The sequence below is a fragment of the Psychrobacter sp. 1U2 genome (assembly GCF_051847575.1).
In genome coordinates, this window is record NZ_JBPYDC010001802.1 from 1 (window position 1) to 521 (window position 521).

Annotated in this window: 1 protein-coding gene; it reads left to right on the forward strand. The window is 46.1% G+C overall.

Annotation, left to right across the window (positions count from 1 at the left end):
* Positions 1-29: 29 nt before the first annotated feature.
* A partial coding sequence (locus ACS8FD_RS24485) for a malate dehydrogenase (RefSeq protein ID WP_439277756.1) occupies positions 30-521 on the forward strand: 492 nt, incomplete at its 3' end.

The following is a 521-nucleotide window of genomic DNA, read 5'->3' on the forward strand; positions in this document are numbered from 1 at the left end:
TTATCTAATAATTAATTAGGGAGTATTCTATGAAACAGCCTTTACGTATTGCCGTGACTGGTGCCGCTGGTAATATCAGCTACGCGATGCTATTTCGTATTGCATCTGGTGAGATGCTTGGTAAAGATCAACCAGTTATTTTACAATTGCTTGAAATCACACCAGCGCTTGATGCTTTAAAGGGCGTGGTCATGGAATTAGAAGACTGTGCATTCCCATTGTTGGCAGGTATTGTCCAGACTGATGATGCCAATGTTGCATTCAAAGATATCGATTATGCGTTACTAGTAGGTGCACGTCCGCGTGGCCCAGGTATGGAGCGCAAAGACTTGCTAGAAGCCAACGCTGCGATCTTCTCAGCACAAGGTAAAGCATTAAACGAAGTGGCCAGCCGTGATGTAAAAGTATTGGTCGTCGGCAACCCTGCCAACACCAACGCGCTAATCGCCCAGCGTAATGCGCCAGATCTTGATCCACGTAACTTTACTGCCATGACTCGTCTAGATCACAATCGTGCGATG